Annotated in this window: 1 protein-coding gene; it reads right to left on the bottom strand. The window is 69.7% G+C overall.

Features of this window, described 5'->3' with window-relative positions:
• Positions 1-166 precede the first annotated feature (166 nt).
• On the bottom strand, positions 167-251 hold an 85-nt coding region (locus JHD80_RS29355; protein ID WP_349237365.1), incomplete at its 5' end, for a DUF3470 domain-containing protein.

The raw sequence follows: 251 nt of genomic DNA, 5'->3' as shown, positions 1-251 counted from the left end.
CCCCCCCCCCCCCCCCCCCCCCCCCCCCCCCCCCCCCCCCCCCCCCCCCCCCCCTTTTCAAGCAGAAGACGGCATACGCGATCGCGCCTAGAGTCTCGTGGGCTCGGAGATGTGTATAAGAGACAGGTCGTGGTTAACGCAGCGCGACGGCAGAAAACCCGCCAGATCAGTCGCCTTCGCCGGGCTCCGGCGACAGCATTTCGAGCTTTCCGGCGACGCCGTCGAACGCCTTGGCGTCTGCTGGGGGCTCT

Origin of the sequence: Allobosea sp. ASV33 (assembly GCF_016428755.1) — a bacterium.
GTDB lineage: Bacteria > Pseudomonadota > Alphaproteobacteria > Rhizobiales > Beijerinckiaceae > Allobosea.
The sequence above is the reverse complement of the archived record's forward strand: the minus strand, read 5'-3'. Positions and strand labels throughout refer to the sequence as shown.